We start from the raw sequence: 8,705 nt of genomic DNA, 5'->3' as shown, positions 1-8,705 counted from the left end.
CTTACCCCGCACCCTCCCCTTCCCCTCGACGCGCGGTGCTACCTGGGGACGCCGCTGTGGTCGTGGTCGTGCCCGAGGCCGCCGCCGCCGGTCCCCGGCCGGGTGGGGCCGGGGGCGGCGGCCTCGGGCAGGGTGCGGCTGTGGGCGTAGACGAACGCCGCCGTCGCGATCGCGCCGGTGTTCACCTCGAGAGCCTCGTCGTCGATGTTGGCGAGGGTGTCGCACGCCTGGTGGTAGCACTTGTCGTAGGCGACCCCCGCCTCGCCGCCGAACTTGGCGGCCTCGTCGGCGGTCTTGATGCCCTCGGCGCCGGTGAACAGCCCTCCCGCGGGGATGCCGACCCCGATGAAGGGGCCGTAGTCCGAACGTCCGGTGAAGTCGGTGCCGGTGTACGGCTTGCCGATCGTCGTGAAGTACGACTCGAAGAACTGCTCGATCTCGTCCGAGCCCGCGGGGCCCGCCGGAGCGCCGGTCGCGTCCGAGTCGTCGCCGTCGTAGATCCCGAACACGTGGTTCGGCGAGGCGATCATGTCGAAGTTCAGGTACAGCTTGATCTTCGCCCTCTCCTCGGCGGAGAGACCGGCCACGTAGTGCGCGGAACCGAGCAGCCCCAGCTCCTCGGCGCCCCAGAAGGCGAAGCGGAGCCTGTTCCTGGTGGGCAGGGCGCCCGCCTTCAGCGCCGTCTCCAGGATGCCCGCGCTGCCGGAGCCGTTGTCGTTGATGCCCGGCCCCTCGACGACGCTGTCCAGGTGGGAACCGAGCATGACGACCTTGTCCGGGTCCCCCCGACGGCTCTCGGCCAGGACGTTGCGCGTCTTGCGGTGCGGGTCGCTCTCGGTGTCGGCGGTGAGCGTCACCGTCGTTCCGGCGGCGGCCAGCTCGTCGCCGACGGCGAAGGTGGTGCTGACGACCGGGATGTTCGTGGTGGGGGTGCCGAGCGTGCCGGTCAGCAGGATCCGGCGGTCGTCGGCGCCCTCACCCGGCTGCCCCTCGTTGAAGATGATCACACCGGAGGCTCCGGCCGCCTGGGCCAGCTCGGCCTTGAGGTGGAAGTTGCAGGTACCGCGCTGGATCAGCGCGATGTTGCCGGGGATGAACCCGGCGAAGTCGCTCGCCTCGCAGCCCGAGGTGGAGCTGGGCTCCGGGCTCGGCGGCAGGACCAGGTCCACCCCCTGCACGGTGCCCGTCGCCTTCCCGGAACCGGAGTACGTCATGGTCCTGAAATCCGTGTTGCGGACATAGGTCTTCGCGCCGGGCGAGACACGGTCGAGCACGGTCCGGGTGACCTCGCGGAAGAACGGGAACTCGAACTCCTGCAAGGTGACCTTGTATCCCGCGTCCCGCAGCTTGTCCGCCACATAGGTGGCCGAGGCCTCGTGACCCGGGGTGCCCGCGGCGCGAGTGCCGCCGTTGGCGTCGGCGATCTGCTGGAACCTCTCCACGTGCCGCTTGACGGCCGGGGCCTTGACCGACTGTCTGAACGCCTGCGGGTCGGGTCCGGCGGCGGCGGAGGCCGGGACGACGGAGACGACGGGCAGAACCATGGCCGAAGCCGCGGTGATCGCGGTCAGCAGACTCCTGTGAGCGCGTGCGCGCATGCAAACTCCTCTGGCACCGGCAAGAGCGGGGCAGGAAATCCCCCATGATCGCGATGGGACGGACGGTAGGATTAATCGCGATCTTTAACGACCGTCTCCACATTTGTTGTCGAGCGGAGTCGAATCAGCGTTCCGGACGTTCTCCGGCCCTACTTGACGGTAGTCGTGTCATGGGCATAAGTGCGCGCAGGCGTATCCGATGTCGTCCCCCGGAAGCCGGCGGCCGCCGGGGAGTGGCTATGGTCGGGTACGGGAAAACCACGGTGGCGAACGGGCTGCAGCGCATGATGATCAGCTTTTCAGGACGTCGCCCGCCCCGGCCATCATCGCCGCAGGTCCCAAAGTCAATTCTCGATCTCGGATAGGTAGGCGATGTTCGCCAGGTCAGTCTCGTCAGAGCTGGTGCTCCCCGAGAACCAGGCGTCCAGGATCTCCTCCAGCAGAGGCGCCGACGTCAGCCGGAGGCTGAGGGCCAGCACGTTGGCGTCGTTCCAGCGCCTGGCCCCGGCCGCCGTCGCCGCGTCCACGCACAGGGCAGCCCGGACCCCCGCCACCTTGTTCGCCGCGATCGACGCCCCGGTCCCCGTCCAGCAGCACACGACCGCCTGGTCCGCCGCGCCCGAGGCGACATCCTCGGCGGCCCGGGAACAGCACCACGCCCAGTCGGCACGCTCATCGGCCATGGCGCCATGGACGATCACGGTGTGCCCTCTTTTCCGGATCTCAGGCATCAGGATGGGAGCTATACCGTCGAGACTGTCGGAGGCTAGTGAGATACGCATGCCTCCGATTGTGGACACTGGAAGAGAAGATCGGTGACGCACCTGTAATGCGGAACGTGCAGAATCGCTGGCGGTGACGAAAATCAGAGAACGCGGCAAAGCTGCGCCCGTTGACGACATGGGGTCGTCGACGGGCGACGATTCCGTCGTGCTCGTCGTCGAGCCACTGCTCCCCCAGCGGATCCGGCGCCCCTCCGACCTTCTGCGCTTCCTGGCCACCCTGGTGGCGCTGGCGGCCGTGGTGCTGCTCGCGCTCGTCGCGCAGAAGACACTGAACGGCCTCGAAAGCGACGTCATCGACGGCACGAGACGGGCGCCGTTCCTGCTCAGCGGCCTGGTCGGGGTGCTGAGCGGGGCGGCCATGCTGGGCGTCCCCGCCGCCTACGCCATCGAGCGGGTGCTCCACCGAGACGGTCTCCGGGTGGCCGAGGGACTGTTCGCGGCCATCACCGGAATGGTGCTGTCCTTCGCGCTCGGCGAGTGGCTGCTCAACGCCGGCCCCGACGACCTGCGAATCCTGCTGACCGGCGACCGCACCGGGGTCGAACCCCTCAACACGCTGCTCACCTCGGTCATCGCCTACGTCACCGCGGTGCGGATATCCCGCCGGCCCACCTGGCGGGCGGCCCTGTGGAGCGCGGTCGCGCTCAACGCGATCGCCCTCTTCGCCGCCACGGCCGCCACCATCCTCGGCATCGTCGTCTCCATCCTGGTCGGCCTGGCCGTCGGCTACGCCACCCTGTACGGCGTGGGCAGCCCCAACACCCGACCGCCGGGCAGCGCGGTCGTCGCGGCGGTCGCCAAGCTCGGCTTCGTCCCGGTCAGGGCCCGCAGGCTCGACGACGACCACCAGAGCAGCCGGCGATACGCCATCGGCCTCAAGGACGGCAGCCGCCTCGACGTCACCGTCCTCGACCGCGACCGCCAGGTCGCCGGACTCCTCTACCGCCTCTGGCGGCGGATCCGGCTCAACTCCGAGACCCGGCGCCGGGCCATCCGCTCCCTCCGCGCCGAGCTGGAGCGCGAAGCCCTGATGGCATACGCCGCGCAGGCCGCCGGAGCCAGCACACCCCGCCTCGTCGGCACCAGCGAGATCGGCACCGAGGCCGCGCTGCTCGCCTACGAGCACACCCCCACCCGCGCCCTCGACGACATCCCCGACGAGGAGATCGACGACAACCTGCTCGCCCAGATCTGGGAGCAGGTCCTGCTCCTGCAGGTCCAGCGGCTCGCGCACCGGCGCCTGACCGGCGACAGCATCCACGTCGACGACGAGGGCCGCGTCATCCTCATGGACGCCCGCAGCGGTGAGATCGCCGCCGGCGACCTCCTGCTCCGCCTCGACATCGCCCAGCTGCTCACCTATCTCAGCCTCCGCGTCGGAGCCGAGCGCGCGGTCCGCGCGGCCGCGTCCGTCGCTGGCCCGAACACGCTGGCCGGCGCACTCCCGCTGCTCCAGCGGATCGCGCTCACCCGCGAGACCAGGGCCGCGCTCAACAAGGACAAGGAACTGCTGACCGCGATCCGCGAGCAGATCGTCGAGCTGGAGCCCAAAGTCGAGGTCGAGGAGGTCCGTCTGGAGCGCTTCCGCCCGCGGACCCTCATCACCATCATCGCCAGCGCCTTCGCCGCCTACTTCCTGGTCTACTACATCACCCAGATCAACCTGAACATGATCAGTTCGGCCAAGTGGAGCTGGACCGGCGTCGCGCTGATCGCCTCGGCGATGAGCTACGTCGCGGCCGCGCTGATGCTCAGGGGCTTCGTGCCGGAGAAGCTCCCGCTGGGCCGTACCGTGCTCGTCCAGTTCGCCGGGTCGTTCGTGAAGCTGGTCGCCCCGGCCGCGGTCAGCGGTGTCGCCATCAACACCCGCTACCTGCAGAAACGCGGCATCCCCCCGGGGCAGGCGGTGGCCAGCGTGGGCGCCTCCCAGCTCATCGGCCTGGGCTTCCACATCATGCTGCTGCTGCTGTTCGCCTACATCACCGGCTCCAGCGCGGCCACGTCCTTCACGCCGTCGCGCACGCTGGTGTTCATCGTGCTGGCCGTGGCCGTGCTGATGCTGGTCGCCGTGTCCATCCCCCGCCTGCGCCGGGTGATCACCGCGCGCATCCGGTCGCTGTTCTCCGGGGTCATCCCGCGCCTGCTGGACGTGCTCCAGTCGCCCCGCAAGATCATCGAGGGATTCAGCGGCACCCTGCTGCTGACCGTCTTCTTCGTGGCCTGCCTCGACGCCAGCGTCCGCGCCTTCGGCGGCTCCCTCAGCTTCGCCGCCGTGGCCATCGTCTTCCTGGCGGGCAACGCCATCGGCTCCGCCGCCCCGACCCCCGGCGGTCTCGGCGCGGTCGAGTTCTCCCTCACGGCCGGCCTGACCCTCTCGGGCCTCTCTCCCGAGGTCGCCACCTCGGCCGTGCTGCTGTTCCGGCTGCTCACCTTCTGGCTGCCGGTCCTGCCCGGTTGGGCCTCGTTCGCCTACCTGCAGCGACACGAGGCCCTTTGAGGGATCAGGCCTCGCTGGAACCGGACCAGAGGTTGACGCCCGCCTCGACCGCGTCCTTGTCGATCGCCTCAAGCTCCTCGTCGGTGAAGGACAGGCCGCCCACCGCCCCGAGGCTGTCCTCCAGCTGCCGGACGCTGCTCGCGCCGATCAGCACCGAGGTGACCCGCCTGTCGCGCAGCGCCCACGCCAGCGCCATCTGGGCGAGGGACTGACCGCGCCGCCGCGCGATCTCGTTGAGCGTGCGGACGTGCCGCATGCTCTCCTCAGTGAGCATCTCCGGGGTGAGGAAGTGCCCCAGCGAGGCCCTCGACCCCTCGGGGACGCCGTCGAGGTAGCGGTCGGTCAGCATCCCCTGCGCCAGCGGCGAGAACGCGATGCAGCCCACGCCCTCCTCCTCCAGGACGTCGAGCAGGCCGCCCTCGATCCACCGGTTCAGCATCGAGTACGACGGCTGGTGGATCAGCAGCGGCGTGCCCATCTCGCGCAGGATCCGGGCGGCCTCGGCGGTGTGCTCCGGCGAGTAGGACGAGATGCCCGCGTAGAGCGCCCTGCCCGACCGGACCGCGTGGTCCAGCGCGCCCATCGTCTCCTCCAGCGGCGTGTCCGGGTCGAACCGGTGGCTGTAGAAGATGTCGATGTAGTCCAGCCCCATCCGCTTCAGCGACTGGTCGAGGCTGGACAGCAGGTACTTCCGCGACCCCCACTCGCCGTACGGCCCGGGCCACATGTCGTATCCGGCCTTGGTGGAGATGACCAGCTCGTCGCGGTATCTCGCGAAGTCCTCCCGGAAGTGCCGGCCGAAGTTGGTCTCCGCCGAGCCGTACGGCGGGCCGTAGTTGTTGGCCAGGTCGAAGTGGGTCACGCCCAGGTCGAAGGCCCTCCTGAGGATGGACCGCTGGGTGTCGAAGGGCCTGTCGTCGCCGAAGTTGTGCCAGAGCCCCAGGGAGACCGCCGGGAGCTTCAGCCCGCTCTTCCCGACCCTGTTGTACGGCTGGAGGCCGTCGTATCTGCCGTCTGCCGCGATGTAGGTCACGGGCTCACCTTGGCCGTGTCGAGGATCCAGGAGAGGGTGAGGGCCTCCTCGCGCCAGGCGTCGTACCTGCCGCTGCGCCCCCCGTGCCCGGCGCCCATCTCCGTCTTGAGGAGGAAGGGGCCGCCCTCCGCGACGTCGCGGAGCTTCGCGATCCACTTGGCGGGCTCGTGGTAGAAGACACGGGTGTCGTTGAGGCTGGTGATGGCGAGGATCGGCGGGTAGACCCGGTCGTCCACGTTCTCGTAGGGCGAGTAGGACTTCATGTACTCGTACACGTCGGCGTTGTGCAGCGGGTCGCCCCACTCGTCCCACTCGATGACGGTCAGCGGCAGCGACGGATCGAGGATCGTGTTCAGCGCGTCCACGAACGGCACCTCGGCGACCACGCCCGCGAAGGTCTCCGGCGAGAGGTTGGTGACCGCGCCCATCAGCAGGCCGCCGGCCGAACCGCCCCTGGCGATGATCGCGCTCGACCAGTTCGCCGCCTTGAGGTGCTCGGCGACCGCCACGAAGTCGGTGAAGGTGTTCTTCTTCTTCTGGAACTTGCCGTCCTCGTACCAGCGGCGCCCCATCTCACCGCCGCCCCTGACGTGCGCGATGGCGAAGACGAAGCCCCTGTCGAGCAGGCTCAGCCGGGCCACCGAGAACGACGGGTCGATCGAGATCTCGTAGCTGCCGTAGCCGTACAGCACGGTGGGCGCGGGCCGTTCGGTGCCCTTCCTGGCCACGATCGAGATGGGGATCCGGGTGCCGTCGGAGGCGGTGGCCCACTCGCGGAACTGCTCGTAGTCGGCCGGGTCGTAGCCGCCGAGCACGACCTTCTGCTTCAGCAGGATCAGCTCGCGCGCCTGCAGGTCGTAGTCGTAGACCGACGGCGGGGTGATCATGCTGGTGTAGCCGAGGCGGAGCCGTTCGGTGGCGAACTCCGGGTTGCCCGCGGGCGAGACGTCGTAGATCGGCTCGGGGAAGGAGATCTCGTACGCGGAGCCGAGACGCTCGCTCCGGTCCGTCCCGGCGTCCCGGGGCAGGATGCGGATGCCGGTGAGGCCGTCACGGCGGAAGTGCACGACGGTGTGGCTCAGGAAGGCGTCGACGTCGAGCAGCCGGGTGTCCTCGCGGTGCTCGATCAGCGGGGTCCAGTCACCCGGGGCGTCGAGCGGCGCGGTGGCCAGCTCGAAGTTCTCCGCGTTCTGGTTGTGCAGGACCAGGAAGTGGTCGCCGGCGTGGTCGATGCCGTACTCGACGCCGGTCTCGCGCGGCCGGACGAGACGGAACTCACCCGTCGGGTCGTCCGCCTCAAGGATGCGGACCTCACTGGTGATCTTGCTTCCGGCGGAGAGCACGAGGTAGCGCTCGCTCCGGCTGAGCCCGATGCCGATCCAGAACCGCTCGTCGCCCTCCTCGTGGACGAGCACGTCCTCCTCGGCCGAGGTGCCGATCGTGTGCCGGTGGACCCGGTTGGGCCGCCAGGCCTCGTCGACCGTCGTGTAGAAGAAGGCGGTGCCGTCGGCCGACCACGCCCCGCCGTAGAAGATGCCGGGGATCTCGTCGGGGAGGGTCTCTCCCGTGGCGAGGTCCTTCACCTTCAGGGTGAAGCGCTCGTCGCCGGTGAAGTTGACGGAGTAGGCCAGCAGATCGCCGGCGGGGCTGACCGTGCTGGTGCCGATGGAGAAGAAGCCGCTCTCCCCGGCCAGCTCGTTCCCGTCGAGCAGGATCTGCTCACCGGGGAGCGACTCGCCCGCCTTCAGCTCCGGGGGAGTCTCGCCGTCGGCGGCCACCCTGCACTGGATGCCGTACTGCTTGCCCTCCTCGGTCCGGGAGTAGTACCACCAGCCGTTCTTGCGGGTGGGGACCGAGAGGTCCGTCTCCAGGGTCCGGTTCTTGATCTCCTGGAAGATCGTTTCCTGCAGAGGCCTGAGGTGGGACGTGGCCTGCTGCGTGTAGGCGTTCTCCGCCTCCAGATATGCGACCGTCTCGGGGTCGTCCTTGACCGTCAGCCACGCGTAGTCATCGACCACGGTGTCCCCGTGGTGCACGCGCTCGCTGGGAACCTTCTTCGCCGTAGGCGGCGTCTGGCTGCTCACCCCGTCGAGTCTATGTTTCCCGCCGGGTCCGGCCCGGCCCGGAACACCTCGGCGGGCTTCGTCGTTCCGTCCCGAGCGGTCTTCGAGGACTGCTAATCTTTCGATGTCGGCAAGGTCCGGCGCAAACCACTCCAATCACTCTGGTGACTTCGGTGTGGCTTGCTCCGTGTTTGTCGGTAATCCCTTGAAACCAACGGTTCCAAAGATCGGTTCGCAGAGCCGCTCAGAGGCTGGTAAGTTTGAGGGGTTGCCCCGGAGACGAGGCGGTCGGAATTCCGGTAAGACCAGCTAGATCAAGTCAAGTGGCTCCGAACGGGCCGGTTTGACACGAAAAAGCGGGCCTGAAAGAATAAAGACACAACGGAACGAACGAAACGCCCCGGACGCCGGGCCAGTTGGCCGGGAAGATGGAGAACGCGTCCGTTTCTTGAGAACTCAACAGTGTGTTAAAAGCCAGTGCATGAAGCACAACCCCGTCCAACCCATCTCGGTGGGGGACGGATTCCTTTGGTTGATACATCCGACGCGAGTCGGGTGCTTTCAGTCGGGAAAACCTTTCAAACATTGTTTGGAGAGTTTGATCCTGGCTCAGGACGAACGCTGGCGGCGTGCTTAACACATGCAAGTCGAGCGGAAAGGCCCTTCGGGGTACTCGAGCGGCGAACGGGTGAGTAACACGTGAGTAACCTGCCCCCGACTCTGGGATAA

At 68.4% G+C, this 8,705-nt stretch carries 5 protein-coding genes and 1 rRNA gene; 2 read left to right on the top strand and 4 right to left on the bottom strand.

From position 1 onward, the window contains the following. Positions 1 to 38: 38 nt before the first annotated feature. Together CA984_RS40190 and CA984_RS40185 are read right to left on the bottom strand one after the other, a co-directional pair. Positions 39 to 1,598, bottom strand: coding sequence for a M28 family peptidase (locus CA984_RS40190; RefSeq protein WP_086578602.1), 1,560 nt, complete (start codon positions 1,596 to 1,598; stop codon positions 39 to 41). A 344-nt stretch (positions 1,599 to 1,942) separates the two neighbouring features. Beyond that, positions 1,943 to 2,329, bottom strand: a complete 387-nt coding sequence (locus CA984_RS40185; RefSeq protein WP_278249096.1) for an RpiB/LacA/LacB family sugar-phosphate isomerase — start codon at positions 2,327 to 2,329, stop codon at positions 1,943 to 1,945. Positions 2,330 to 2,453: 124 nt separating this feature from the next. Here CA984_RS40185 and CA984_RS40180 point away from each other — a divergent pair, with 124 nt between their 5' ends. Next, positions 2,454 to 4,880, top strand: a complete 2,427-nt coding sequence (locus CA984_RS40180; protein ID WP_242676442.1) for a lysylphosphatidylglycerol synthase transmembrane domain-containing protein — start codon at positions 2,454 to 2,456, stop codon at positions 4,878 to 4,880. A gap of 4 nt (positions 4,881 to 4,884) precedes the next feature. Here CA984_RS40180 and mgrA read toward each other — a convergent pair whose 3' ends face one another. Both mgrA and CA984_RS40170 read right to left on the bottom strand, forming a co-directional pair. Continuing rightward, positions 4,885 to 5,913 (bottom strand): L-glyceraldehyde 3-phosphate reductase, encoded by a 1,029-nt coding sequence (gene mgrA / locus CA984_RS40175; RefSeq protein WP_086578599.1) that lies wholly within the window; start codon positions 5,911 to 5,913, stop codon positions 4,885 to 4,887. Then, positions 5,910 to 7,997: a S9 family peptidase gene (locus tag CA984_RS40170; RefSeq protein ID WP_086578598.1), complete on the bottom strand. Its 2,088-nt coding sequence runs from the start codon at positions 7,995 to 7,997 to the stop codon at positions 5,910 to 5,912. Before CA984_RS40170 ends, mgrA begins: the two co-directional genes overlap by 4 nt. A gap of 565 nt (positions 7,998 to 8,562) precedes the next feature. Between CA984_RS40170 and CA984_RS40165 the strand changes: the two genes are divergently transcribed. After that, a 16S ribosomal RNA gene (locus CA984_RS40165) occupies positions 8,563 to 8,705 on the top strand; the annotation flags it as partial.

The organism is Streptosporangium minutum (genome assembly GCF_002149035.1).
Taxonomy (GTDB): Bacteria; Actinomycetota; Actinomycetes; order Streptosporangiales; family Streptosporangiaceae; genus Streptosporangium; species Streptosporangium minutum.
Note: the sequence above shows the minus strand (reverse complement) of the source record. Positions and strands in the feature narration are given on the sequence as shown.

Bases quoted from the DNA above. Each gene is read 5' to 3' on its own strand.
- CA984_RS40190 (WP_086578602.1), bottom strand. From the start codon at position 1,598: ATGCGCGCACGCGCTCACAGGAGTCTGCTGACCGCGATCACCGCGGCT.
- CA984_RS40185 (WP_278249096.1), bottom strand. From the start codon at position 2,329: ATGCCTGAGATCCGGAAAAGAGGGCACACCGTGATCGTCCATGGCGCC.